23 protein-coding genes are annotated in these 24843 nt (G+C 46.3%); 5 read left to right on the top strand and 18 right to left on the bottom strand.

Annotation, left to right across the window (positions count from 1 at the left end):
- Positions 1-9: 9 nt before the first annotated feature.
- Together WH37_RS03325 and WH37_RS03320 are read right to left on the bottom strand one after the other, a co-directional pair.
- Positions 10-1737: a sensor histidine kinase gene (locus WH37_RS03325; RefSeq protein WP_046229129.1), complete on the bottom strand. Its 1728-nt coding sequence runs from the start codon at positions 1735-1737 to the stop codon at positions 10-12.
- Between the two features lie 21 nt (positions 1738-1758).
- Positions 1759-3363, bottom strand: coding sequence for a response regulator transcription factor (locus WH37_RS03320; RefSeq protein WP_046229128.1), 1605 nt, complete (start codon positions 3361-3363; stop codon positions 1759-1761).
- Positions 3364-3705: 342 nt separating this feature from the next.
- Here WH37_RS03320 and WH37_RS03315 point away from each other — a divergent pair, with 342 nt between their 5' ends.
- Entirely contained in the window at positions 3706-4023 is a 318-nt protein-coding gene (locus WH37_RS03315; protein WP_046229127.1) for a hypothetical protein, read from the top strand.
- An 89-nt stretch (positions 4024-4112) separates the two neighbouring features.
- Here WH37_RS03315 and WH37_RS03310 read toward each other — a convergent pair whose 3' ends face one another.
- Complete coding sequence (locus WH37_RS03310) at positions 4113-4340, bottom strand: hypothetical protein (RefSeq protein WP_177218008.1); 228 nt, start codon at positions 4338-4340, stop codon at positions 4113-4115.
- A gap of 74 nt (positions 4341-4414) precedes the next feature.
- Here WH37_RS03310 and WH37_RS37320 point away from each other — a divergent pair, with 74 nt between their 5' ends.
- Positions 4415-4552 carry a putative holin-like toxin gene (locus WH37_RS37320; RefSeq protein WP_414811805.1) on the top strand — a complete coding sequence of 46 codons (138 nt, stop codon included), beginning with the start codon at positions 4415-4417 and terminating at the stop codon, positions 4550-4552.
- Between the two features lie 296 nt (positions 4553-4848).
- Positions 4849-5901 (top strand): Gfo/Idh/MocA family protein, encoded by a 1053-nt coding sequence (locus tag WH37_RS03305; protein ID WP_046229126.1) that lies wholly within the window; start codon positions 4849-4851, stop codon positions 5899-5901.
- Between the two features lie 92 nt (positions 5902-5993).
- Here the strand turns inward: WH37_RS03305 and WH37_RS03300 are convergent, their stop codons facing one another.
- The 12 genes from WH37_RS03300 to WH37_RS03245 form a co-directional block, all read right to left on the bottom strand.
- Complete coding sequence (locus tag WH37_RS03300; RefSeq protein ID WP_046229125.1) at positions 5994-6797, bottom strand: histidinol-phosphatase HisJ family protein; 804 nt, start codon at positions 6795-6797, stop codon at positions 5994-5996.
- 18 nt (positions 6798-6815) lie between these two features.
- Positions 6816-7931, bottom strand: coding sequence for an ABC transporter ATP-binding protein (locus tag WH37_RS03295; RefSeq protein WP_046229124.1), 1116 nt, complete (start codon positions 7929-7931; stop codon positions 6816-6818).
- A complete protein-coding gene (locus WH37_RS03290) occupies positions 7928-8758 on the bottom strand; it encodes a carbohydrate ABC transporter permease (protein ID WP_046229123.1) in 831 nt (276 codons plus the stop codon). Before WH37_RS03290 ends, WH37_RS03295 begins: the two co-directional genes overlap by 4 nt.
- Before the next feature lie 9 nt (positions 8759-8767).
- Positions 8768-9706, bottom strand: coding sequence for a carbohydrate ABC transporter permease (locus WH37_RS03285; RefSeq protein ID WP_052736779.1), 939 nt, complete (start codon positions 9704-9706; stop codon positions 8768-8770).
- Between the two features lie 82 nt (positions 9707-9788).
- The gene (locus WH37_RS03280; RefSeq protein ID WP_046229122.1) at positions 9789-11168 is read right to left on the bottom strand and encodes an extracellular solute-binding protein; all 1380 of its coding nucleotides are present in this window, start codon (positions 11166-11168) and stop codon (positions 9789-9791) included.
- A 148-nt stretch (positions 11169-11316) separates the two neighbouring features.
- Positions 11317-12675, bottom strand: a complete 1359-nt coding sequence (locus tag WH37_RS03275; protein ID WP_143088549.1) for an aspartate aminotransferase family protein — start codon at positions 12673-12675, stop codon at positions 11317-11319.
- Positions 12656-13477, bottom strand: coding sequence for a phosphonoacetaldehyde hydrolase (gene phnX / locus WH37_RS03270; RefSeq protein WP_046229120.1), 822 nt, complete (start codon positions 13475-13477; stop codon positions 12656-12658). Before phnX ends, WH37_RS03275 begins: the two co-directional genes overlap by 20 nt.
- On the bottom strand, positions 13467-14576 hold the full coding sequence (gene phnW / locus WH37_RS03265; RefSeq protein WP_046229119.1) for a 2-aminoethylphosphonate--pyruvate transaminase: 1110 nt from the start codon (positions 14574-14576) through the stop codon (positions 13467-13469). Before phnW ends, phnX begins: the two co-directional genes overlap by 11 nt.
- An 8-nt stretch (positions 14577-14584) precedes the next feature.
- Positions 14585-15547, bottom strand: coding sequence for a CehA/McbA family metallohydrolase (locus tag WH37_RS03260; protein ID WP_046229118.1), 963 nt, complete (start codon positions 15545-15547; stop codon positions 14585-14587).
- A 2-nt stretch (positions 15548-15549) separates the two neighbouring features.
- The gene (locus WH37_RS03255; RefSeq protein WP_156182215.1) at positions 15550-16527 is read right to left on the bottom strand and encodes a CehA/McbA family metallohydrolase; all 978 of its coding nucleotides are present in this window, start codon (positions 16525-16527) and stop codon (positions 15550-15552) included.
- Positions 16528-16819: 292 nt separating this feature from the next.
- Positions 16820-17605 (bottom strand): DeoR/GlpR family DNA-binding transcription regulator, encoded by a 786-nt coding sequence (locus WH37_RS03250; protein ID WP_046229116.1) that lies wholly within the window; start codon positions 17603-17605, stop codon positions 16820-16822.
- A gap of 50 nt (positions 17606-17655) precedes the next feature.
- Positions 17656-19047 carry an MATE family efflux transporter gene (locus tag WH37_RS03245; RefSeq protein ID WP_046229115.1) on the bottom strand — a complete coding sequence of 464 codons (1392 nt, stop codon included), beginning with the start codon at positions 19045-19047 and terminating at the stop codon, positions 17656-17658.
- A gap of 283 nt (positions 19048-19330) precedes the next feature.
- Here WH37_RS03245 and WH37_RS37315 point away from each other — a divergent pair, with 283 nt between their 5' ends.
- Positions 19331-19411, top strand: a complete 81-nt coding sequence (locus WH37_RS37315) for a putative holin-like toxin (protein WP_414811807.1) — start codon at positions 19331-19333, stop codon at positions 19409-19411.
- 574 nt (positions 19412-19985) lie between these two features.
- Positions 19986-20963: a tRNA dihydrouridine synthase gene (locus tag WH37_RS03240; protein ID WP_046229114.1), complete on the top strand. Its 978-nt coding sequence runs from the start codon at positions 19986-19988 to the stop codon at positions 20961-20963.
- Positions 20964-21218: 255 nt separating this feature from the next.
- Here the strand turns inward: WH37_RS03240 and groL are convergent, their stop codons facing one another.
- The 3 genes from groL to WH37_RS03225 form a co-directional block, all read right to left on the bottom strand.
- On the bottom strand, positions 21219-22853 hold the full coding sequence (groL, locus tag WH37_RS03235; RefSeq protein ID WP_046229113.1) for a chaperonin GroEL: 1635 nt from the start codon (positions 22851-22853) through the stop codon (positions 21219-21221).
- 75 nt (positions 22854-22928) lie between these two features.
- Positions 22929-23210 (bottom strand): co-chaperone GroES, encoded by a 282-nt coding sequence (gene groES / locus WH37_RS03230; RefSeq protein WP_046229112.1) that lies wholly within the window; start codon positions 23208-23210, stop codon positions 22929-22931.
- Between the two features lie 418 nt (positions 23211-23628).
- Positions 23629-24819 carry a DUF2264 domain-containing protein gene (locus WH37_RS03225; RefSeq protein WP_231594099.1) on the bottom strand — a complete coding sequence of 397 codons (1191 nt, stop codon included), beginning with the start codon at positions 24817-24819 and terminating at the stop codon, positions 23629-23631.
- Positions 24820-24843: the final 24 nt, after the last annotated feature.

Genomic DNA, 24843 nt, shown 5'->3' with positions numbered 1-24843 from the left:
CTCAGCTTGCTACGCTCCCTTCTCCATTACCGGGAGGCGGAGCTCTATGGTGGTGCCTGAGCCAGACTCACTGCGGAGGGTGAAATCGAAGGCGTCTTTATAGCATAGCTTGAGCCGGGTATAAACATTTTTCATGCCTACGTTGTCGCCCATCGCCCCGTCCTCCTGCAAATATTGCATCAACTCGCCCAGCTTGTCCTCTGGCATACCGATCCCATTGTCCGTCAGACGGAACAAAATTCGGCCATCCTCATAACCAATATGCAGCGCAATCAAACCGATGCCCGGCGAGCTCTCAATGCCATGAATGCTGGCATTTTCGACAAAGGGAAGAAAGGTCATTTTAGGAATCGTATGCTCGTATACCGCATCCTCGACCGTCAATTGATATTGCAGCTTGTCGCCGAAACGGTATTTCTGAATGTCCAGAAAACATTCAATCAGCTCCAGCTCCTCGCGAACCGACACCCAGCTCCGCTTCCATGTAATCGACTTGCGGAATATTTTGGCCATCGAATGGATCGTCCGTGCCGTCTCCGTTTCCCCCTTCATTAAGCTGCGCATGCGGATCGTCTCCAGCGCATTAAAGAGGAAATGCGGGTTGATCTGGCTGTGAAGGGCATGGAGCTGCGCTTGTCGCTGGCGGATTTCCAAATCCTTTTTCTGAATATCCGCCATATAGACGTCGTTAATTAAATTATCAATCCGCATCGTCATTCGGTTGAATTCGCCCGTCAATTGCCCGATCTCATCGCGTGATTCCTCGAAAGGAATCGTCTCGAAATGCTGGTTTTTCACCTTTTTCATATGTCTTAAAATACGAACCAGCCTGACATGGATGGATCGTGAAATGGCGGCAATAATCAACGACGGGACGACAATGTTTATGCAAGCCAAAAATAAAATGAAGGTGCCTGACTTGCGTACCTCCTGCAAAATCACCTTCTCGTCCATGACGCCATACAGCCGCCAGCCGTTTAAATAATTGTTGTTCGTATACGGCTTATCGAAAGCAATTGATTTTTCAGGCATCGTCATCTGCTCCAGCCGCAGCGTCCCAGCCTCCCAGTCCACCCCCGCCTCATTCGTATAATGAATCGTCCCATTAGCGTTGACGAAATACATGCTCCCTTCAAAACCTATTCCGGCAAACAGCTGCCTGAAGGTCGCCATATTCAAATCGCTTTTGATCAGGCTGTTGTATCTCCCGTCTCCGACATTATTCAAACGCTGAATAAGACTGATCGTATCTCCGCTATGAATGAGAACGGGATAAGAAGCGCTCGTCTGATTGAACTGGGCATACCAGTCGGCTTCGACAGCCGTATCATCAAGCGGCAAAATCTGCCCGGAGGCAAGCACCGTCGGATTATCCGTATAAATGACTGTCGAGCTAATCGTAGAGTAGGCTTGCGCCGACTTCATAAATACGCTTTTCACATCCGTAAACGCTTCCACATATTCCAGCTTTGACGTGTACGTGTGGTCCAAATGCTCGTTCAGCAGCGGATCGATATAATATAAATAGGAGATGCCCGCCGCCTCATCAATGACGGATCGCACCTCCCGCTGCAATTGCTCCAAAACCATGTCCGCATCGCGCGTCTTCTGGTTTTTGATGTTGTTTGTGGTCACATTGTAAAAGATGACGTTCGTCAGTACGATCGGAATAAACACGGAGCATATGTACATAAGGAGCAGCTTATCCCGCAATTTCAAATGATTTAATAGGTGCATCCACCTGCCGCCTCCATCCGTTTATGATTTGCCAAACAGGCCGTTGCGATAGTCGGTTGGAGTGACCTTCTCCAGCTTCTCAAACTGGGTCACAAAATAGTCCGCGTTCTGGAAGCCTACCTTCTCCGCCACCTCATACATGCGCATATCGGTTTGCCGCAGCAGCTTCTTCGCTTCCCTGACCCGAATGCTCAGCAAATATTCATTGAAATAGACGCCATAGGTTTTGCGGAACAGCTGCCCCAAATAGACAGAGTTTATATAAAACTTGCCAGCCAGCCCCTTCAGGCTAATATTTTCGTTATAGTTGGCTTCAATGTATTTTTTGACCTTCTCAATTCCGCCTTTGGATTGCTCGCTGCGAAGCAAAGCGATGTAGGCAGATGCCTCGTTCGTAAAAGCGAGAAACAGCTGCTTCAAATCGGACAAGCGTGTGCCCTGCTGCTGCCAATTCATCATGGCGGGAAGCTGCGCCAGCCGCTTTTCATCCCCGTTCATTTTGCGAATAATATTTATGATGCCGATGACGAACCGCACCATCGCATTCGATACAGCATCGGGAGCAAAACGTTTCTCGCGAAACGCCTGAAACAGCAGGTCGATGTCAGCGGCATATTGCTCCGGTTTATTTTCCTCCACCTTCTCAATCAGTCTGCTGTACAGCCCTGCCTCCATATCAAAATAATACAGCGGCGTTCCCTGTACACGGCTCGCATGCACAATAGCTTGGTCCGCTTCGGCAAATTTATAGGCTAACGCTTCATTCGCCGCACGGTAAGACTCTTTGATATGCTGCAGCCGCTCGACTTTATCTCCCACATACAAAGTGACCGGAAGCCTCAACTGCTCTTCCAAGGTGCTGTGCAAGCGGCGAAAAATATAATGCTCATCGGAATCGCCCGATAGCAAGCTGTTCATATGCAGCAGGCAGCCATACAGCCCCTTCTGCTGCTCATAGGTGAGAACGCCTTGCGGTTCCCGCTCCTTGCCCAGCGATTGGACATGGCGAACAGCCGCCTGGCAAGCGGTTGCAACTTCCTTTGCTGTCACGCCTTTGGCTCCAGCAGCCCGTTCCTCAGCCGCACCTAGATGCAGCTCCGCCAGCACATAAACGTACATGCCAGCCTCCTCAAGCTCAAGGGCCGAGCATAATGCTCGAATGTCCTCTTCCTTAAAGCTCCCTTTCACCAACGTTTCAAAAATAGAGTCAGCAGCCAGCTTGTCGCCCGTCAGGCTTGCAATACGCTTGAGAGCGAGCGTTCCGGTCAGCTTCTTCAGTGTTGCCGCAAGCTCGCCCTCATCGATCGGCTTCAATATATAGTCATGGACCCCGTAACGCAGCGCCTGCTGGGCGTAATGAAAATCGTGAAAGCCGCTTACGATAATGAAGGCCGGGCTTTCCTGCTGCTTTTCCGCCACTGCCCGAATCAATTCCAGACCATCGAGCATCGGCATCCGAATATCCGCCATAACCACATCCGGCTTAAGCCGCTCGATCTGCTTCAGCGCTTCCGCTCCATTTTCTGCCTCACCGCATATTTCGTAGCCTAATGCTTTCCAATCCATTAAATTCATCAGTCCCCTGCGGACAAATATTTCATCATCCACAAGCAGCACCTTGTACATTCGGCTTCCTCCCCCTTTTCTAATGAACCTCTATATTTCGCAAGCTTCGCTTGGTATTCCTTCCTCAAAGTATAAAATAACTGGAAAATTGCAGGCGGTTGGTTCGTATGGATTAATCGTAATCGCTTACAATTAATTATAAGAGCGAGGATTGCGCTTTTTGACCCCAAAAAAGTTTAGCATTTACTTAGCGGATTAAAGGAGTTTAGCCGGAGTTGTCGTGGCGGCTGTGCGGAGCTGTTGATGGTTCCTGCTCCATAAATTATTTTTGAAAAAAGGTTGATTAACCAATCAAACCGAGTATAATACTTGGTATATAACTAAAGCGGGGAGATAACGGACATGACAGTAGAAGCGCACACTCAAATTTGGATCAATGACCATTTGGATTTAATCAATTATGCCATACAAATCGGGGATCAGGAATGGCAAGCTGAGCTTGTAGCTGCTTTGAAGGAAATGAATGTACCGAGCTATCCTTCGGAAGAAGTGGTTAAAGAGCAGTTGTGGCGTCAGTATGATGAGGTACTTCGACAAATGCTGGTCATTTATGAGCAGCTGCGCAATAGCGCATTTAAAGGGGATTTAAATATAGAGGAACAGCTGTGGAGCCTGAAGCTTAGAAGAGTTAATCTAGCAAAACAAATCAAGCAAGCCTAGCGATTAGACGAATATTTGAGCTAAAAATAAAAAAGGCAAGCAGTTGTCTGCTATGCCGCTAACTTATATAAGGACTGGACCTGTGAGGCTTAGGCCATCATTTCCTTTTTGTCGCGCATCATAGCCATCATACCCGTCATCATTTCGTCGCACTCTTGCATCTTGGACATCATCATGTCGCTGTCCATCATTTCTTTGCTGTCCATGGAATCCATCATCATTTTCATGCATTTCATTTTGCACATCATTTCTTCCATACACATCATCATCATCATGTTTGTTGTCATTGTTTTCACCTCCACTTTCAAATTCATCATTTATTTTCCTCCCTAACTATAATCTAAAAAGGATAAAAAAACAAGCTTTTCTAGTTGATTTCTAATTACACACTGTGTTATATTTAAATATTACTATTCTTATTAAACTTATAGGTATTGTTTTATGCCTTGTGACAGTATTTGAAGCAATCATGATTATGCTTACTTTTGGTTTGCTTATCGTAGCGCTACTGTCCGAAAAACGAAAATAGACCGTCCCCAGGTCAAGGAATGCGGTCTATTTCGGTCGTAACGCCTGATTAAAGCCTACTGCCCTTAAAAGCAGCTGTTGCAAGGGAGTCGTGTTAGCGCACGGCTCCTTTCTGCATTATATGTTTCCGTTGCTTGTAATATAACACTGTAACTTGGATAAGTAAACGAACGTCCACTAGTGACACTTGATCTTATAGCTATCGGAAGAATACAATTCAAAAAGCAATGGACAACTGCGGGCATTCCCACCTTGTCCGTTTATTGAATTTATGGCCTATTCTAAAGGAGAGAAATTATGCTAAAACCTGTACCTTTCGGCATCATCGGATTTGGCTGGAGAGCGGAAGCCTATTTGCGAATTGCAAAGCAATTGCCGCATTTATTTAAAATAATCGGTATCGTGGTTAGAGATTCGGCTAAATATCAGCATGCTGCTGATCAATGGGGCGTGACCCTTTATTCAACACCGCAGGAGCTGGCAAAACATTGCGAATTTCTTGTTGCGGCCGTCTCGAAAGCCTCCATGCCCCACGTTCTGAAGGAAGCGGCGTTATTGGACATTCCTCTACTGGCCGAAACGCCTCCGGCATTCAATGATGAAGGCTATCAGCTGGTTTCCTCGCTCATCCAATCAGGCGCTCGTATCCAAATCGCCGAGCAATACCTTTTGCAGCCGCATCATCAAGCCAGAACAGCCCTGATTCAATCCGGGAGTCTAGGAGAAGTGCGCCACGTTCAGGTATCGGCGGGACATGGCTATCATGGAATCAGTTTAATTAGACAGTGGCTTTCTGTTACAGATTCCAATTGCCAAATTGTTTCGCGACGTTTTGAGCTTCCGATCCAAGAAGTGCCCCATCGAGGACGAGCCGCGCAAGATCGGCTGGAGACCGAAATTCAGGATATTTCCATTTTAACTTTCCGGGACGGAAAGAGTGCCGTTCTTGACTTCGCACGTTCTCAATATTTTTCGCCAATACGACACAATCGCATTCTAATACGAGGCTCGAAGGGAGAAATCCGGGATAATGAGGTGACCCGAAGCTTAGGTGCCAATAACTATGAAGACATAACGATTAAAAGAATACAAGACGGCTTGGAAGGAAGCCTCGCTCCACTTTCTCTTCGGGAATTGCGGGCAGGATCAGAATGCCTTTATCGCAATCCGTACCATCCTGCCCAGCTATCCGATGAGGAAATTGCTATTGCCGAAATTTTGACTCGCATGACGGTATATGCAGCAAGTGGGGAAAGCTTTTATTCGCTATCCGAGGCTTTACTAGATGTTCGTCTATCCCTTGCTATAGATGAATCGATTGCAACCGGCAATGCGGTAAACGTGATGTAGTCAGCTTGAGGAAAATGCAAGGCAATCCACCATTTTCTTCTGTTCATCCTAACAACAACCACTGCCATTAACATGGACAGTGGTTGTCAGGACTAGATAGACACCGAATATGGCACTCTTCCCTTAAATTGCACAACCTCTCGAATGCCCTTGCTATGCAGCAGCTCTATCGCTTCTGCAAAGCCTTGCTCGATATGCCCCACCTGATGGGCATCTGAGCCAATGGATACCGCTCTGCCGCCTAAATCCACATACATGTCGAGAATATACGGATGCGGATGAATCCAGCCTTGTCGATAGAGTCCGGTTGTATTCAGCTCCAGCACCTTTTGCTTTTCGAGGATTAGCTTTAAAATATCGTACAAAATAGGCTTGCAAGCTGCGATATCTTCTTCCTCAACCGGATAGGTCGTATATCTCGTCACATAATCCAAATGGGCAACGATATCGAAATTGTCCATCTGGTCGACAGACTCTCTTACTTGCCTAAAATAATGCTTAAGCCTTTGCTGAATAGGTTGATCATGATAGGCCTTTTCGGAAAAGTCTAGGCTGCCGTCGTTATGCGCGGACAGCAAAATGACGTCAAACTCTTGCTGAGTCAAATATTCGTTTATGATATCTTTATAATCGCTTCGATAGCCGACCTCAATGCCTTTGCGAATGTCGATCTTATAACGCCGCGACAGCTCTTCCGCTTCTTTCTTGTAGCTCTTCCAATCAATGAGAACATTCTGTTTGAAATATTTGCAATCATACTCTAAATGGTCTGTCGTAACGACAGCCGGCTTCCCCAGCGCAAGCGCATATCGCACGAGCTCCTCCAGCGTTGAGCTCGAATCAGGCGAATAGGAGGAATGCACGTGCTGATCGATTAAAAGATTAGGTATTGTCATCCTTTACTCCTTCTCATCCTATTGAAACTGCAGAAGATTGCGCCCTTCATCTGTCATATCGAACAGATGGATTTTATCCGGCCTTATGCCGATTGCGACCGTCTCGCGCTCCTTTAACCGCTTCTCGTTATCGGTCAGCAGACGAATCATCATATCGGACTGTCCAGCCCGATCCGTCATTTTAACTAGTTGCCCACTGCCTAGATGCTCAATAAGATCAATTTCCAGCCTAATCGATGCTTCGCCTGGCTGCTCTGAAATGAACAGATCATGAGGGCGTATGCCCAGCTTGACCGTTTTCCCTATATGCTGCGCCTCCAGCCTGCGCGGCTGAGGAATTTCCAGCTCGAACAGCTTCGTCTTTACCCACTGCCGGTCCTCTCTTTGCTCCACTATTCCATCAATCAAGTTCATAGGCGGATTGCCTAAAAAGCTTGCAACGAACAGGTTATACGGATGATTGAACAGCTCACTGGGAGGCGCGTATTGCTGAATTTTTCCGCCGTTAAGAATCGCTACCCGATCAGAGATGGCCAAAGCTTCCTCTTGGTCATGCGTGACTATAATAGTCGTTACTCCTAATTTGCGTTGGATTTTCCGAATTTCATCCCGTACATCCAATTTTAATCGCGCATCCAAATTGGACATCGGCTCATCCAGCAGTAAAATTTCCGGGTCCTTGGACAACGCGCGCGCCATGGCGACACGCTGCTGCTGACCGCCTGACAGCTGTGACGGCTTGCGATCGAGCAGATGATCGATTTGCAATATTTTACTCGTCTGCAAAGCACGCTCGTATGCGTCCTTCTTAGCCATTTTTCGCTCGCGAAGCGGAAACGCAATGTTGTCACGAACCGTCAAATGAGGATACAGCGCATAGGACTGAAACACCATTCCGATATTTCGATCCTTCGGCTCCACATGATTAACAAGCTTATCCTTAAAATAAATTTCGCCAGAGGTTGGCTTCAGCAGCCCCGCCAGCATCATTAGTGTAGTCGTTTTTCCGCAGCCTGAAGGGCCTAGCAGCGCAACAAATTCACCCTTTGCAATTTCGAGATTCAATCCGTCAACTGCACGGCCTCCGTTTTGCTTGCCATCATAGTTTTTCACAATATTTACAAGAGAAATCATACCTGCTTTGCTCCTCCCAAATTAACCTTCAGGAATATTTTCTGGGTAAAGATATAGAACACGATTAGCGGAATCGTATAAAACAAACCAATCGCTGTAATCAATCCATAGTTCATAATGACATTTTCCTTCGTTACCAGCCGGGACAGATAGCCGGCGAGCGTCAGCATGTTGTCATCGAATATAAACAGCTTGAACAGAAACCATTCACCGTAGGCGCCTAAGAAGGAGAAAACGGCAATTGCCCCGATGCCCGGCAATACATAGGGAACGAGCACCTTCATGAGCGCTCGAAATCTCGAGCATCCATCTACCATCGCCGCCCATTCCAAATCCCACGGCACCTCATCGAAGAAACCTTTCATAATATACACTCTGCCTGGCAAGGAGCCCGTTATAGCAACGAGGATAACGCCTAAGTACGTATTCACTAGATTCATTTGAACCAATATAAAAAATGTAGCGATAATGAGCGTAATGCCTGGAAAGGAGCGCATAAGGAACAGAAATTTCATTGCGGCCAGCTTTCCTTTGAAATCGAGCCGAGAGAAGGCATATGCGGCAGGCACAGCAATGCCGATTTCAATCAATACAATAAGAAACGAATAGACTAATGTATTTAGAACAATAGGCCAAATCGCCGGCAGATGAACGCCCGCATACTCGATAGGCTCCTTAACAAAATTGAAGTTCTCAAGCGAAAATTGGCCCGTCGTGCCATTAAAGGTAGCTGCAAGAAAATACCATACAATCATGCCGATAATAGGCAGGGTGAACAGCAGCAAATACGTGTGCACGAGCAGCTTTTTTAGTATCGTTGTCGACATATTTGCCTCCTAATCTTCAATCCGTGATGGCTTTATCATTTCATCGAAATCAAACAGCCTCAGCAGCCATAATGTCAAAATAAGCGAGATCAGCACAACCATAAGCGAAAGAGCGGCGCCATAGCCATAATATTTTAAATTAAAGGCCTGCTGGTACGCATATAGAGATAACGTCGTCGTGTCTCGCATAGGTCCGCCATTTGTCAGCAGCAGGATGAAGAAATAGGAGGACACAAAGCCGATAAGATCGGATATCGTAATATACATTAACGGCCATTTTAAGGAAGGAAGGATGATTTTAGTGATGACCGATTTTTCACTTGCTCCATCTACTTTCGCAGCCTTATACAAATCTTCAGGTATGGAGCTAATTGCAGCAGATAATAGAATCATGCCTCCTGAAGTTGTAGATACAATCGTAGCAATGATCACAACAGCCATAGCGATTTTCGTAAACCATGAGATGGGATCGCTGTCTGGCTGGAATAAGAGCAGAACTTTATTGACTAGCCCACCCTCCGTGGGATCAAATAAATATTTCCAGAACGTTACATATACAACTGCAGGAATGATGCTCGGAATTAACCAGAGGACACGATAAATGACTGCTGTCAATTTGCCCTTTAAGAAGTACTGGGTTGCGATCGATATAAACAAACCAAAAAACAAAGAGAACACGAGCGTAATAACGGCAAATATAACGGTGTTCCATAAAATTTGAGGCATGCTGTAATCGGAAAATATTCGCTTGAAATTATCGAAACCAACAAAGTTGATTTTCATCGATGCATTCAAATCCGTGAAGGACATAATAATGGTCGCTAGAGCCGGAAGAATAAAAAAGACCAGCACCAGAAGAGCAAAGGGCATAATGAACAAATACGGGTACACTTTCTTGGCAAAAGGCTTCTTGTAAGCTGTCTTGGCTGAAGTTACTGGGATCTCCATAATGAGATCTGCACCTGCTTCCTATAAGCAAAATATATGGAAAGGTGCTCTTGTAATCAGAGCACCTTCTTTTGTATCATCGTTATTCTACAATGAGACTGTCCGCTGGCACGTTTTGCTTTACATCCTTTTGGAATAGCTCAAAGGCCTCTGCTGCTGTTTGGCCTTTCGTCAAAATCGCATCAATTCCCAGCGTAAAAGATTTCATATAGACCGCATAATCCATTTGGGCTGGGCGAGTTTTCGTAAACTCGATTAAATAAGCATGATCTTTGTAGAAGCTCATTTCTTGGAAGCGAGCATCCTCCTGCGCTGCCGCTGTTACAGGCAGCTTGCCGCTCTTAAGCGTATGGTTAACCTGCAGGTCCGCATCCAGCACATGCTCAATCAACCTTTGAACATAAGGCATCTTCTCATCATCCACAGTAGGCCCTACATAGATCATCGCAGGATTGCTGTAGGATACAGGTTTTCCTCCCTGCTCAACCGACGGAACCGGAATCCAGATCGCATTTTCCTTAAACCATGCTTCATAGCCAGCCAAGTCCTCTTCCATGCCAAGCTGTGTACGCATAACTTGATAAAATTCAGTACGGGCAAATTCAGCAAACAATTCGCCTTTAATGAACAGCTCGGCAGCCTTGTCCGTATCAATCTCAGCAATTCCCTCTGTAACTACACCGCGCTGCTTCGCGTCATGCCAAAACTCATAAACCTTCTGCGTATTTTTCGACAGTACCATCTTGTTCTGTTCCGCACTATAATTGAAGTTGCCAAATGTATAATTCCAGCCTTCAAATCGGGTATCCTCAACTCCAAAGCCAACTTTAACCAGCTTTTGCTTAACAGCCGCATCTGCAAGTTCCACAAGCTCACCGAATGTGAAGGTTCCAGCATCAACGCGAGCCTTCAGCTCATCAATTTGCGTTGCTGTCCAGCCCAAGCCTTCCAGCGCTTTGCGGCTAATGAATACGGGAGAAGCATCCATATCTTGAATGACGCCATAATAGTGGTCTTCGTATTTCATAATGTTGTTATAGGATTCTGGCATATTTTTGAACACATCTGATGTTCCTACCCAGTCCACATCACGGATGAGTCCTGCGTTCAGCTGCCAGCCAATATCCACGCTGGAGTTAATAAATACATCTGCTACTTTATTCGCTTGCGCCTGCAAAATCAGCTCATCATCGCCAACGCCTGGCCACCAATCTATTTTCACCTGCACATTTTCCGACTTCAATTGTTCGTTCAAACGCTTTTCTGCTTCTACAAAATTGTCCTTCCGTGCTCCCCATGTGTTCTCGCGAACGGAGATCACGACCTCTTTCATTTTCTCCCCATTGCTAGAAGTCTCTGTGCCGTCATTTGTTGCGGCTCCAGAATTTGAGCCTGTACCACATCCAGCTAACAATGCAATACTAGCAATTACACTAACTAATCCAAGTGCAAGCCTCTTCATGCTTTTAAACCCTCCTCGTTGTCCAGTTATCACTGGCTTAACTAAACTATAAAGGAGAATTGTAAAAACTGTGTCAATTACACATTAATAAATTGTTTTTTTATTTTTTTAATTGCAATGATGTTGTTTTTGTGGCGATTGATCTGTTTTATTTTGTGAACACTTGCTCAAGCGCCTGATCCAAAATCGCGATGGCTTCTTCCATTTGTTTAACGGTTGTAATTAATGGCGGAACAAGCGTAATGACATTTCCGCCAGACACCTTGAAGCTTAGTCCGCGGGACAAGCATTCATAGAGAACCTTTTCAGCGCCTGCCACTTCCTTCTCTTTCGTCTCACGATCAGATACGAGCTCTATTGCCGCCAGCATGCCTTTAACCCGAACATCGCCTATTACGGCATACTTCCTCTGCAGCTCCTGAAGATGAAACATCAGCCATTGCTCCATGCTTTGCGCATGCGCAAGCAGATTTTCCTGTTCGATGTATTCGATTGTAGCCAAAGCTGCCGCACAGCCTACAGCGCTTTTCTCATGCGTATAATGACCGAGTGAAATATCGCCCGCAATATCTAAATGCTCTCTCGCAATAATGCCTGCCATCGGAAAAATCCCGCCACCTAAACCTTTGCCAATAACGACGATATCCGGAACAATATCATAATGCTCGTGAACGAACATTTTGCCCGTACGTCCTAATGCCGTCGGTATTTCATCCAGTATGAGCAGCACGCCATAATCGTCGCAGATTTGACGAAGCCGCTGCATATAGGCAACGGTAGGAATCTGTACATCCGTGCTGCGAATCGGCTCAAGAATGACCGCGCACACGTCATCTTCTCGTTCCAGCATATAGCATAAGTAGTCCAGATTTTTGGCGGCGGCAGCTTCTCCTTCACCAAAGATCGAACGATAGCTGTTATAGGGCATCATATGCTCCGTTCCGGGCATTAGCGGCCCAATCCCGCTTCTGAATACGGCTTCGCCGCCAATCGATATTGCATCCAAGCTTGCGCCATGAAAGGAATCCCAGGTGGAAATCGTTTTGTGCTTGCCGGTTGCCCTGCGCGCAAGCTTCAGCGCAATTCCAATCGCACTGGTGCCGCCTGGCGTAAACAGCACCTTGTTCAAATCTCCCGGCGCAAGCTGGGCCAGCTTCTGTGCCAGCTTAATAGCAATCTGGCTCGTATATCGACGCGGCAGAAAAGGCAGCTGGTGCATCTGCTTAATGATGGCATTCATCACATACTCATTTTTGTAGCCTACCTGATGAACGCTGTTTCCATGAAAATCGATCACTTTGCGTCCATCCTGATCCTCAATGTAAATGCCCTCTGCATTTACGATGGCATTTAAGCATGGCGTAGACATAGACTGATGAAGAAAAAGCTTGCTGTCCTGTTCGAGTACAGCAAGCGTCACTTCGCTTAGATGCTCATCCTGCCAAGCTTGACGGGCATCCGTTCCATTGATATCTCCTTCTATGCGGCTATTGATGCGGTTTGGCATAAGGCAGCTCCCCATTCATCAATCGTTCATTGATTTGCTCAATCATCGCAGGCAGCTGGGACATGTCCTCAATAACAGCATGGGCTCCTGCTTCCATATAGCTTTTGCTTACAGCAGCGATGATATGGCGTTCTTCCTCTGGCGACAGCTGCTGCGCCTCAGCCTCCGTAAGGCCAAGCATGGAGCTGCCTTTCACAATGCCAATCGCCCACACTCCAGCACTATTCGCTTCTTGAATATCAGAAATCGTATCTCCAACCTTAACAACTTGCGCATGATGGCGCAGGCCAAGCTGCTTCATGTTCTCATAAATCATATAAGGATAAGGTCTGCCTTTGTCCATAACAAGATCAGGCGTTACCCAATGATCAGGTTCGTAGCCGTATTCCTTAGCCGCTTTCGCCACGATGGAAAGCATGGTGGAAGTATAACCTGTAGTCGCTCCGATTTTTAAGCCTTGCTGTCTCAACTGCCGTACGGTCTCTACAACATATGGATTTGGCTTTCCGTATTGCGAGAGAATAGCCAGCAGTCGGGGCTCAAACCGATCATGCAGCTCATTCATATCCGTCTCCGTATAGCTGCGGCCAAATTTTGCTTGAAAAGCAGCTTCTATTCTTGGCATTTGCAGCAGCGATTGAATATGATCCCGCTTCAGCTGTCCCATAGGAGCGCGGACCTCTTCCATCGTTACTGGAATGCCTATTTCCTCAAAAACATCAATAAACACCTGTACCGGCGCAAAGCAGCCATAATCAATGGTCGTCCCTGCCCAATCTAAAATAACGCCTTCAATTCTCATATTTGATCTCTCCAACATAACGTAATATTTGCTCGCTTAACCGCTCCATATCGTTTGCATGCACGTCCCCGATATTCCCGATTCGAAATACATGGGCATCTGTTAATTTGCCAGGGTAAATGACCAGGCCAGCCAGCTTCAAAAAGTTATAAAAATGCTCAAATTCAAAAGGAATATGCGTTGGATACAAAAAGGTTGTAATAATCGGGGACTGCAGCTCTCTCGGCAAGTAAGCCGTAAAGCCAGCTTGCGTCAGCCCTTCCACGACGATTTGCTGGTTGGTACAATATCGCGCATGACGTGCTTCCACGCCGCCTTCTTCAGCCAGCTCCTTTAGCGCCTGCGCAAAGGCGTGCACAACATGCGTTGGCGAAGTAAAGCGCCATTTGCCGGAGTCCTTCTCCATCGTCTCCCACTGGTCGTACAAATCAAGCGATAACGAGCGCGCTCTCCCTTTGCATTTCATAAGCTCATCCCTTTTGCAAAGGATAAAGCTGAAGCCTGGAACACCTTGGATGCATTTATTCGCGCTGCTAATGATAAAGTCGATTTGCAGCTCCTCCACAGCAATCGGAATGCCGCCAAAGCTGCTCATCGCATCGATGATTGCGATTCGATTATTTCGCTTAATGACCTCCATTACCGCCTCAAGCGGATTCAAAATGCCTGTCGTCGTCTCACAATGGACCATAGCGACATGTGTAATCGATGAATCCTCAGCAAGCTTCCTTTCAACGACTAGAGGATCTACCTGCGCATTAGCTTCAAATACAAGGGATAGATGTGGAATATGGAGCACCTTTGCTATGTCCTCGATACGCTTCCCATAAGCGCCGTTTTGCAAAATGAGCAACTTGCCGTCACTCGGGATGACAGAGCCAAGCGTCGCTTCAACACCGAAGGTGCCGCTGCCCTGCATGAACAGGGGCGTATAGTGCTCCTTAGATGTGCAGCCAACCTCTAACAGTTGCTGACGAATTTGTTCGACAATGGCTTTATATTCATGATCCCACGTACACCAATCCTTTTGCATCGCCTCTTTGACCGTTGCGGTTGTTGATAAGGGACCCGGTGTCAATAATAAATATGGATTGCTCATAGCTCCTCCTATACTTGCAACTCGGATTTGGGATAGATCGGATTGCTCCACGCTATTTTGCCCAATGCATCTACGCATTCCACTCGCACATATTGCTCGTCATTCCGAATGACATATTCAGCTTCCGTGATATATTCACCAGTGGGGTCCATTTCAGCCAAGCCATTGTGCGGAAAGGTAATAAAACGAATGCTTTGCACAGGAGAGCAGCTCACCTTAAGCCTATCGTTCTCAATACGAAGATCATAAATCGTCGGGCCATTGGAGCTATAATATTGGCCTGCTTTCATCGCATCAATAATCGCCTGCTGCTCTAGTTGCTCGGCCTCTACAACAATCCAGCCGCCATAAAATTCGGATACCGCCATATCGGTCGGACCACCGTGGGCATCGTCTGCGGCAATGGCATTTACTTGCTTGCCTCGCTTTAGGACATAGTCCCAGTAGCATATGCCGTAACCTACCGCCTCTTGAATTTCGGATTGGTGGTTATAGATTTCAATCGCTGCATAGCCCTCAAGCTTAAGCAAATCCTCTTCTCGATTTTTAGACCATTCTGGATGATTCATAATGACGAGATTGCCTTTGCTTCTCATCTCATCAATCAATTGCTGAATCGTATCCAAGCTCTCATAATCCGGCTTCGCATGCTCCTCATCGTGCTGAAAGGGCTTCTCCGCCTGCAGCGAGCGATCCAAAAGCCCATGCAGGTGATACTGTTGACCGGTCGTTTCACGTTCCATCTCACATGCCATTTCATAGCCGTCCAGCATAATAAAATCCTCAGTGTCATACGCATCGCTGTGAAAATAAATCTCATGGTCGCTTAAGCACATAAAATGATAGCCTTTGGAGCGATAAGCCTCTATCATCTGCTCTACCGTATATTCGCCATCACTGCGAACGGAGTGCGCATGAATGTTGCCTTTATACTTTTGACGCCCAGCCTCTAAAATAACAGCATCTCTCATGGCTATTCCCCCTCCGCCAAATCTGCCACAAAGATCGGATTAGACCACGCTATTCTGCCATTCTCATCCACACACTCCACCCGAATATATGCCATGCCCTGCTTAATCTTCATACTTCCAGAGGTCATCAGCTCGCCCGTCTCGCGTTCCACGAGAAATGGTCCGCGCAGCGGAAATGCTTTAAACATAATATACTGGCAGGGCGAGCACTCCACATGAACAAACCCATCCTCCACACGATAATCAAAAATTTCAGGACCCGAGCTGGAGTAAAATTGTCCGTTCTTCAGTGCCGCGATAATACCTTGCTGCGTAAGCTCCTCCGCCTCGACAGAAACCCAGCCGCCCCCATACTCAGCAATTTTGCTGTTTGGGTCATGCTCGTGCGAGTCATCAGCAGCGATACCAAACACGCGCTTGCCATTTTGAAGCGCATGATCCCAGTAGGCGGCCCCATAAGAAGAGCTCGGCGTCCATTCCGTTGCGTGATTATAAATTTCGACCGCAAAAAATCCATCGTACTGCACCATATCCTCAAAGCGTGTCAAATGCCATTCGGGGTGATTGAAAATGACAAGATTTCCATGCGCCTTCATTTCATCAATCAGCTTCTGTGGAGATTGTGGCCCCTCCCAAGGAATGGGAACCTCGAATGATTGCAAATGATGAAATCTCTCTTTCTCCGATCGCATCGTCGGATCGTCTAGCACGCCAAAGTGGTAGCCTGGGTCTTCATCCGGCACTAAATTCAAGCCGCCTCTTTCCATGCCTGGCAGCACGATGAAGGAATCGGTGTCATAATCAGCCGTTCGAGCGTAAACATCATGATCTGTTATGCTGATGAAGTCATAGCCTTTAGCCTTGAAAGCAGCCACAACTTCCGGCGCCTCCTGCGATCCATCTGACCATGTCGTATGCGTATGCAAATTTCCTTTATACTTCTTCTTGCTTTTGTCCAAGTACACAGCGTCTTTCATCATCCTCACTCCTGTTTCCCTAGTTATTTGTTCGCTTAACAACAAATTGCTTTTTATTGCTTTTATTTTTATTTATGTTGTTTTAAACATTCTACTGCTAAAAAATGACCAATACAATGCGTTTCGAAAGATTTAACATAGGGATTACAATTTTGACACAACAACAAACAACATCAAAAAAAGCCAGCAGAGAAGGAGTGCTTCTCTACTGGCTTTTACGACTGATTCGATCATCTGATTTAGTCATCAAGCTTTACTCATCATGCTTTATTCATCATGCTTTATTCATGCTTTGCTATTCAGTTGGCATCATCCATCTTGTATTCGTCTCTTCCAGCTGCGTCTTCCATTCTGCCGGAGGCTCCAGCTCCGAAATAACGATATCGACATTTTCAAAATCGCATATTTTCACCATAGACCGCTTGTTCCATTTCGATGAATCCGCCAAAATGATCGACGTTTCCGACTGCTGAATCCATTTGCGAGTCAACGTTGCCTTCTCGTAGTCATAGCTCGTAAATCCATGTTCGATCGATAAGGCATCCACGGTTGCAAATGCTTTATTCACAAAAATATCCGACATATTAGCTTCCGCAATAGCACCCGTTACACGGGAATGCTTCACATCCACTTCGCCGCCAAGCATAATAATCCGCCCATCGAATTGCTCTCTTTTTTTGAGCTCGATCAAGGCCATCATGGCGGATATTGAGCTCGTTAATACGGTAACCTCCTTCTTTTGCGATAAAAAAGGGATAATTTGCAGCGGTGTCGTGCCTTCATCTATAAAGATAACGTCATGGTCGTCGATTAATGTAAAAGCAAGATAACCAATTTTCTCCTTCGCCTCTTGATTAATGCAGGCTCTTTCAAACAATGTAGGTTCTATTTCTACCTTCAGCTTGATTGCGCCTCCATACACCTTCTTAAGCTTATTTTCCTTCTCCAGCTCATCGAGATCTCTGCGAATCGTTTCCGTTGTAACCTCGAACATGCGCGCCAGGTCGCCTGCAATGACCTTCCCATGCTCATTCAGCAAGTTCATAATGCTTAGCTTTCTTTCTTCGCCTGCGAGAGACATCACAAACCCTCCATTCTACTTCTTTACTATTCTCACGCACCCAGAGTGCCCTACATAGATGCCGCTGCTGATGGCGCTTCCGGGCTAGACCCAGCTAAATTCCGCATCCATTTCTGGGAACGATAACGTTTATACCCAATCAAAGCTTTGCTAACCTCTTCACATAAAAATAAGGCATAAACCCACTCTAGCGGCAGATGGAGCACGTACACGCCAACAAATACCGCTGGCAATGCAATGGCCCATGTTGTAATTAAAATCATGCTCATCGTAAACAAATTATCTCCGCCTGCTCTAAACATACCGACAATCCACACATTATTCAAGAAAAATGCGGTCATTGCCAAAGCCTGCAGCAGCAGGACATTCCCTAATGATGCATGAACCTCCTCACTTAGGTGAGGAAAAATCAAGGCTGCAAACGGCGAAATCATAATAATGACAACACTAATGATTATACCAGCAATGACCGAAATGCGAGTAAATCTGCGCGCATAATCCATCGCCTGCTCCGGCTTGTCCTGTCCCAGCTTTTGTCCAATCATAACCTTTGCTGCATAAGCAAATCCGTGAATCCCCATCATAAAATATCCCTGCAGCGTATTCCCCAGCTGAAATGTAGTCAATGCCGCGATGCCCAATGCTCCAAAAGCTACGGCATACAGCATATTGCCAATCGACCACATTCCTTCGTGGAACACTAGCGGCGTTATCGTTTTCAATACCTGTTTGCGCACCAGCAGAGGCAAGCTAAATAGCTCGCGGATTCGAATATTAACATAATACGATTTACTATAAATAAAAACTAACAAAACCAGCAGACTCGCTCCAGAAGCGATTAACGTTCCCCATGCAGCTCCTGCAACACCAAGCTTGGGCAAGCCCAGCCTGCCGTAGATCAGCCCATAGTCCAGTGTAATATTGACTGCCATCGCACATAGACCGACATACAAAGTGATTTTAACCTTCCCTATGGATCCAAGCGCTTGTGCATAAGCATCTCTAATCGCACTAATTAGAAAAACAAAGGCCATTATCGTCACATATTGAATACCAAGCGGCATTAGTTCAGCGTCCTTAATAAATAGAGAGAGAATCGGCTCCTTCCAAATCGACACAACAGCAAATGCCAGAAGACTAATGCCGATGCCCGTCAGCAGCATAAAGCCGAATGTCGCCCGCAAAAGCGTATACTGCTGTTTTCCGTAGTACTGGGTCATATAAGAGGTCATCCCATAGACGGCGGTAAGGATCATCGATAAAATAAAGCTGATTCTGCCCGCTGCGGCAGTTATAGCGACTGCTTCATCTCCCAAGCTGGTCACCATTAGCATGTTAACTAGCGAGAATGAATTAGCAACAAGCATGGACAGCACAGATGGAACGACCAATCCTTTCATCTCGCGAGTAAACTCAGACTTTCTAATCGTACGCTTCCCCAAGCCTATCCCTCATCCACATTCAAATTGTACGATACCACGCATGTTTTTCACTTCGTTTCGATTAAAAAACCGTAGCTTTCATGTTGTTTCAATTGCTTTTATGTTGCCTCACTTATCATACCTATTGTTTGTCGATTAATCAATGCAAGATCGCAAGAGAAAACAGCTTTTACAAATACTTTAACTTTTATCGTTAAAACCGACCAATCATAAAAAAAAGACTACCTCCTTGATTTAGAAAGTAGTCTGAGTTGCTAGTCTCCCAGAAGGGAGGTGATGCCTTGTGACAGTATTTGAAGCACTCATGATCATGCTTACTTTTGGTTTGCTTATCGTAGCGCTACTGTCCGAGAAACGAAAATAGACCGCCCCCTGGTCAAGGAATGCGGTCTATTTCGGTCGTAACACCTAATTAAAGCCTACTGCCCTTAAAAGCAGCTGTTGCAGGGGGAGTCGTGTTAGCGCACGGCTCCTTTCTGCATTATATGCTTCTGTTGCTTATAATATAACACTGTCGAGTGGATAAGTAAATTATCCACTTTACTTTTTATTCCACCATGTATGATTACCTCAAACTATATAAAAAACACCTTAGAGTCTACTGAAATATTCCAGTGAACTCTAAGGTGTACTTACAAAACGATGTGGTCAAACGGCGTTCTTCCACAGAGGAATCCTTGATGCTACAGGCTTTTGCCTGTATTACATCATTCCGCCCATGATATTAGATGAGTTTTTGTGTATTTTAGGTCTTATCATAGGTTTTCTATCCGAATCCCATTAAAAATCAGTCCTATATTTCCAAGTCAATATGATGTGTTCACGCTCACACAAACGATTCTGTGCATCATACGAAAAAAAATGATATTATGTATGATGGATAAAGGACTTTGCTATAGCTTATATCGTTTTTATATATTGCAACAAGAGGAGATAATATGAGTAACGAACAAAATTTTTGGCTTAATCTGCCAAAGCCATTTTTCATATTAGCACCAATGGAAGATGTCACAGATGTTGTATTTCGTCACGTCATTAGTGAAGCTGCAAAACCCGACGTATTTTTCACTGAATTCACAAATACAGAAAGTTATTGTCACCCTATAGGAAAAGACAGTGTACGTGGTCGGTTAACGTTCACAGAAGATGAGCAACCAATTGTCGCTCATATTTGGGGCAATAAACCTGCATTTTTTGAACAGATGAGTATGGATATGAAAAAACTTGGTTTTCGTGGTATCGATTTAAACATGGGATGCCCCGTTCAAAACGTCGCTTCCAATGGAAAAGGTGCTGGATTAATACAGCATCCTGAAGTTGCAGCAGAAATTATTCAAGCAGCAAAAGCAGGTGGATTGCCGGTTAGTGTTAAAACAAGATTGGGTTACTCTAATATTGACGAGTGGCGCGATTGGTTAGGACATATATTGAAACAAGATATTGCGAATCTTTCCATTCACCTTCGTACAAAAAAAGAGATGAGTAAAGTAGCTGCGCACTGGGAACTAATCCCTGAAATAAAAAAATTACGCGATGAAATTGCTCCAAATACGTTGTTAACGATTAATGGAGATATTCCTGACCGCGCAACAGGATTAAAATTAGTAGAACAATACGGCGTCGATGGCGTTATGATTGGCCGCGGCATTTTCACCAATCCATTTGCTTTTGAAAAAGAACCTAAAGAACATAGCGCGCAGGATTTTCTCCATTTACTTCTTTTACAGTTGGATCTTCACGATAAATATTCGAAAGAAATTCTGCCACGATCATTTAAACCACTTCTGCGCTTTTTCAAAATCTATGTTCGTGGATTTAGAGGCGCAGGCGAACTAAGAAACCAATTAATGGATACCACGTCAACAGATGAAGTACGTCGTTTAGTAAAAACGGTTTTAGATCAAGAATTAGATTGAATTATGTCCACCTGTGCATGATTAAAAAAACTTGCTGCTAAAATAATGAGAGACCTCTCAAAAGTTCAATGAACTCATGAAAGGTCTCTTATTTTTGCATTATGTGGTCAAACGGTGTTTCCGCTCAAGGAAACTTTTGATGCTACAGACTTCACAGCCTGATTACCGCATGGAGCGCTTTTCTGCTCCATCGGCGATGAAATATACCGCTTAAGCGCGGTCGCTCATCATCGAATTACTTCGATAATGATTTCATTACATCATGCCGCCCATTCCACCCATTCCGCCCATGTCAGGCATGCCGCCGCCAGCGCCTTTTGGTTCTGGTTTGTCAGCAACAACCGCTTCAGTTGTCAGGAACATAGCTGCAACGGAAGCTGCGTTTTGCAATGCGGAGCGTGTAACTTTAGCAGGGTCAACGATACCCGCTTCGAACATGTTAACCCATGTGCCGGAAGCAGCGTTGTAACCAATGCCGATTGGTTCGTTTTTCAAGCGCTCAACGATAACCGAACCTTCTTGGCCAGCGTTCGCAGCAATTGTGCGAAGCGGCTCTTCAAGGGAACGAAGAACGATGTTAACGCCTGTTTGCTCGTCGCCTTCTGCATTAACAGCAGCAACTGCTTTATATACATTAATTAGAGCTGTACCACCACCGGATACGATACCTTCTTCAACCGCTGCGCGAGTCGAGTTCAAGGCATCTTCGATGCGAAGCTTGCGCTCTTTAAGTTCTGTTTCAGTAGCAGCGCCGACTTTGATTACTGCTACGCCGCCGGACAATTTAGCCAGACGCTCTTGCAGTTTCTCACGGTCGAAGTCGGAAGTTGTTTCTTCCAGCTGCGTACGGATTTGGCTTACACGAGCCGCGATGTCAGAAGCGTCGCCGCTGCCGTCAACCACGATTGTGTTTTCTTTTGTTACGCGCACTTGACGAGCGGAACCCAGTTGCTCAACCGTAGTCGATTTCAGCTCAAGGCCCAGTTCCTCAGTGATCACTTGACCACCAGTAAGTGCCGCGATATCTTGCAGCATCGCTTTACGACGGTCGCCGAAGCCTGGTGCTTTAACAGCTACGCAAGTGAATGTGCCGCGCAGTTTGTTCACAACCAGAGTTGCGTTCGCTTCGCCTTCAACATCTTCTGCAATGATCAGAAGCTGTTTGCCGGATTGAACGACTTTCTCAAGCACAGGAAGAATTTCCTGAATGTTTGTAATTTTTTTGTCAGTGATCAGGATATATGGGTTATCCAGAACAGCTTCCATTTTGTCTGTGTCAGTAACCATGTAGTGAGAGATGTATCCACGGTCGAATTGCATACCTTCAACCACTTCAAGCTCCGTTACAAAGCCTTTCGACTCTTCAACGGTAATAACGCCGTCGTTGCCCACTTTTTCCATAGCTTCTGCAATCAGTTGGCCAACTTCATCGTCAGCGGAAGAAATAGCCGCAACTTGAGCGATGGATTGTTTGCCTTCGATTGGTTTAGCGATGTTTTGCAGCTCTTCAACTGCAGCTTTAACCGCTTTTTCAATACCTTTGCGGATAACCATTGGGTTAGCGCCAGCTGTTACGTTTTTCAGACCTTCGCGAATCATCGCTTGAGCCAAAACGGTAGCTGTTGTTGTACCGTCACCGGCAACATCATTTGTTTTTGTTGCTACTTCTTTAACAAGCTGTGCACCCATGTTCTCGAATGCATCTTCCAGCTCGATTTCTTTCGCGATGGATACACCATCGTTCGTGATCAACGGGCTGCCGAATTTTTTCTCCAGCACGACGTTGCGGCCTTTAGGTCCGAGTGTAACTTTTACAGCATTTGCAAGTGCATCAACACCACGCAGCATTGCGCGGCGAGCGTCTTCGCTAAATTTAATATCCTTTGCCATTATCATTTACCTCCCGAAAATATATTCATATAAGTATGCTTAACGTTTAAGTCCAGTCAAGCTGTATGTGATAGCCTATTCAAAGATCGCGTGAATGTCGCTTTCTTTCATAATCAAATACTCTTTGCCGTCGTATTTGACTTCTGTTCCCGCATATTTGGAGAAAAGGACGCGATCGCCTTCTTTAACTTCAAGCGCTACGCGAACTCCGTCTTTCAGCGCGCCGCTGCCAACAGCCACCACTTTACCTTCTTGCGGTTTTTCCTTAGCCGAATCTGGCAAAACGATACCGCTTGCAGTCGTTTCTTCTTTCGCGATCGCTTCTACTAATACACGTTCACCCAAAGGTCTGATCATTGAAAATAGCCTCCTTTAAAAATTTGTCGCTTATTTTTGTTAGCACTCATGAGCATGAAGTGCTAACAATCATGTTTATCATACTTTTTTTCGTTATTAATTTCAAGTGCTTGGGGATGATTTTTGCAGGAAATTTACATACCATTGGCAAAAAGACCGCTTTATGAAGCCTTCTGCTTCAACTAATGCAGCGCGAGCGCAGCCCCTCATCCATTGTTGCCGAGCTTGCTCCATGGTAAACGGCCTTCTGTGGAAGTTTGAGACTGGGCTGGAACTTATCATTTCTTAGATTTGCGGGTCAGAAAAAGCAGCAAAAATTAGAGAAGGCGCATCTGTACTGTATGGCCCCGCTTCTTCGCCTATTCTTGCTGCTGGTAGCTGATACTCTTGCTCATACTCTCGCAGCCTATTATGACTGCTACCCTTTCAGTGCCTGATCCATTGAAAAAGCGGCCCCTGACCACGCTTTGCGCGCTGTCCAATCCTCAGGCTCGCCGCTCCAAAAGGGATGCTCAGCGGCAAGGCCTAGCGGGAGAAACACAGCCGCGCATAAATACAGGCTGCCTGTGGAAATATAATGCTCGCCAATATCTGGCTGGCTGCCGCAAAAGCCGATGGTCAGCCAGCCGTCCTCTGTAAATGTGCCGGGCACAGACAAGCTGCGCCGAATAACCGCGGTCAATGCGCAGCGCGCCTGTGCCGGAGATACGCTGACCGGCAGCTCGTCCAGCAGTGCGCTTTGCGCCAAGCTTTGCATTGCGCCGCAGCGGTAAGCTAGCGAGCGGCCCAGCGGCGGAAATGTGCCTTCCGGCGAAATGAGCCGCTCCTGCACCTCCGCCCAGCGCTTCGCTCTCTCTTTGATGCTCGCCTGCATCGCATCCCAATCTTCATAGCAGCCTTGAACGGCCGCTATGATGTCAACGAGCATGGGCTGGATAACAAAGCTGTTGTAATAGTCGAAGTGGAACGATGGCCCATCGCCATAGGCCCCATCTCCGACATACCACTGCTCATGCTGCTTGAGCGCATAATCAATGCGCATCGGGTCCCAATCGCTTTCCCCCATGCGATACAAGGCCGCTTCAATAATTGCAGAGAAAAGCAGCCAGTTCATGGCGAAAGGCTTGCGCGAGCGTGTTAGTTTGAAGGCCTGAACAACGTGCTTCTGCACCTCGGTATCCAGCTTGTCCCAAAGCTCCGTTGGCGCACGCAAAATGGCCTGTGCCAGAAAAGCCGTATCGACGATCGGCTGAAAGCCTTCCGCGAAATTCATATAATCAGGCGACTGCGGATCACAGCCAGCGGCAATCGCGGCTCGAGACAGCTCCGCATATTGCTGGCGAAGCCGCTCTTCCTCTTCGTCTGCCCCGCCGCTGCCTGCAAGCCAGGGCGCTATTCCACATAATAGGCGGCCCAGCGCCTCCAGATGGGTCACATCGGAGCGATCCTGTCCCGCAGCAGACTGCACGGGCATCGTTTTTTTCAACTCACGAGCCGCTAGCAGACGCAGCACAGGCTCGGCAATACGGCATAGCTCGCTCACCCAATACTTTCGATCCTCCGCTAACAGCACTCTCTCGCCTGAATCTGTACCTTTTTCCCCAATCAACTGCCGTTCGCCCCTTTCTTTTCC

The sequence above is a fragment of the Paenibacillus algorifonticola genome (assembly GCF_000971975.1).
Taxonomy (GTDB): domain Bacteria; phylum Bacillota; class Bacilli; order Paenibacillales; family Paenibacillaceae; genus Pristimantibacillus; species Pristimantibacillus algorifonticola.
This window is presented reverse-complemented; position numbering and strand designations above follow the sequence as displayed.

Coding starts and splice junctions, on each gene's coding strand:
- WH37_RS03325 (WP_046229129.1), bottom strand. CDS start 1,737: ATGCACCTATTAAATCATTTGAAATTGCGGGATAAGCTGCTCCTTATG.
- WH37_RS03320 (WP_046229128.1), bottom strand. CDS start 3,363: ATGTACAAGGTGCTGCTTGTGGATGATGAAATATTTGTCCGCAGGGGA.
- WH37_RS03315 (WP_046229127.1), top strand. CDS start 3,706: ATGACAGTAGAAGCGCACACTCAAATTTGGATCAATGACCATTTGGAT.
- WH37_RS03310 (WP_177218008.1), bottom strand. CDS start 4,340: ATGATGAATTTGAAAGTGGAGGTGAAAACAATGACAACAAACATGATG.
- WH37_RS03305 (WP_046229126.1), top strand. CDS start 4,849: ATGCTAAAACCTGTACCTTTCGGCATCATCGGATTTGGCTGGAGAGCG.
- WH37_RS03300 (WP_046229125.1), bottom strand. CDS start 6,797: ATGACAATACCTAATCTTTTAATCGATCAGCACGTGCATTCCTCCTAT.
- WH37_RS03295 (WP_046229124.1), bottom strand. CDS start 7,931: ATGATTTCTCTTGTAAATATTGTGAAAAACTATGATGGCAAGCAAAAC.
- WH37_RS03290 (WP_046229123.1), bottom strand. CDS start 8,758: ATGTCGACAACGATACTAAAAAAGCTGCTCGTGCACACGTATTTGCTG.
- WH37_RS03285 (WP_052736779.1), bottom strand. CDS start 9,706: ATGGAGATCCCAGTAACTTCAGCCAAGACAGCTTACAAGAAGCCTTTT.
- WH37_RS03280 (WP_046229122.1), bottom strand. CDS start 11,168: ATGAAGAGGCTTGCACTTGGATTAGTTAGTGTAATTGCTAGTATTGCA.
- WH37_RS03275 (WP_143088549.1), bottom strand. CDS start 12,675: ATGCCAAACCGCATCAATAGCCGCATAGAAGGAGATATCAATGGAACG.
- phnX (WP_046229120.1), bottom strand. CDS start 13,477: ATGAGAATTGAAGGCGTTATTTTAGATTGGGCAGGGACGACCATTGAT.
- phnW (WP_046229119.1), bottom strand. CDS start 14,576: ATGAGCAATCCATATTTATTATTGACACCGGGTCCCTTATCAACAACC.
- WH37_RS03260 (WP_046229118.1), bottom strand. CDS start 15,547: ATGAGAGATGCTGTTATTTTAGAGGCTGGGCGTCAAAAGTATAAAGGC.
- WH37_RS03255 (WP_156182215.1), bottom strand. CDS start 16,527: ATGATGAAAGACGCTGTGTACTTGGACAAAAGCAAGAAGAAGTATAAA.
- WH37_RS03250 (WP_046229116.1), bottom strand. CDS start 17,605: ATGTCTCTCGCAGGCGAAGAAAGAAAGCTAAGCATTATGAACTTGCTG.
- WH37_RS03240 (WP_046229114.1), top strand. CDS start 19,986: ATGAGTAACGAACAAAATTTTTGGCTTAATCTGCCAAAGCCATTTTTC.
- groL (WP_046229113.1), bottom strand. CDS start 22,853: ATGGCAAAGGATATTAAATTTAGCGAAGACGCTCGCCGCGCAATGCTG.
- groES (WP_046229112.1), bottom strand. CDS start 23,210: ATGATCAGACCTTTGGGTGAACGTGTATTAGTAGAAGCGATCGCGAAA.